This is a genomic window from Xanthobacter autotrophicus, from assembly GCF_029991245.1.
GTDB classification, from domain to species: domain Bacteria; phylum Pseudomonadota; class Alphaproteobacteria; order Rhizobiales; family Xanthobacteraceae; genus Xanthobacter; species Xanthobacter autotrophicus_C.
The window spans coordinates 1-405 of sequence record NZ_JAIVFO010000427.1; the positions used below are offsets into that span (position 1 = coordinate 1).

The 405-nt window shown below is 32.3% G+C and carries 1 protein-coding gene; it reads right to left on the minus strand.

Annotation, left to right across the window (positions count from 1 at the left end; genetic code table 11):
• A partial coding sequence (locus tag K9U41_RS23530) for a radical SAM protein (protein WP_282643239.1) occupies positions 1–405 on the minus strand: 405 nt, incomplete at both ends.

A 405-nucleotide genomic window follows, 5' to 3' on the forward strand; every position in this document is an offset into this window, starting at 1 on the left:
CTAATTTAACAGTTTCAATACGTTCTTCAATTGTATGAGTTGTCGCAATTAGTTCTTTATACTTAGGAGGGTTTACCTGCAAATTGTGGTTATAATGAACAACTTTATGATCTGCTAATGCTTTTGCAGTTTCTTCACTTAAAATTCCAAAAGAACCGCATACTTGCAAGTTGGGAAATTTTTCGTAGAGCTTATCTATTGTATCCAATATTTGTTGAAATGCTCTATTAATTTTTTTGTATCCATAGCCTTGAGTAACTAACCCAAATATATTAACTCCATTGTTTAAGGTTTTTTCTGCAGCGGAAGCGATAATATCAAAATCTTGAAAAGGATAAACTTCAATTGCTGTTTTAAAAAAAGAGGATTGAGCACAGTAACTGCAATTTTGTGAGCATGCTCCAC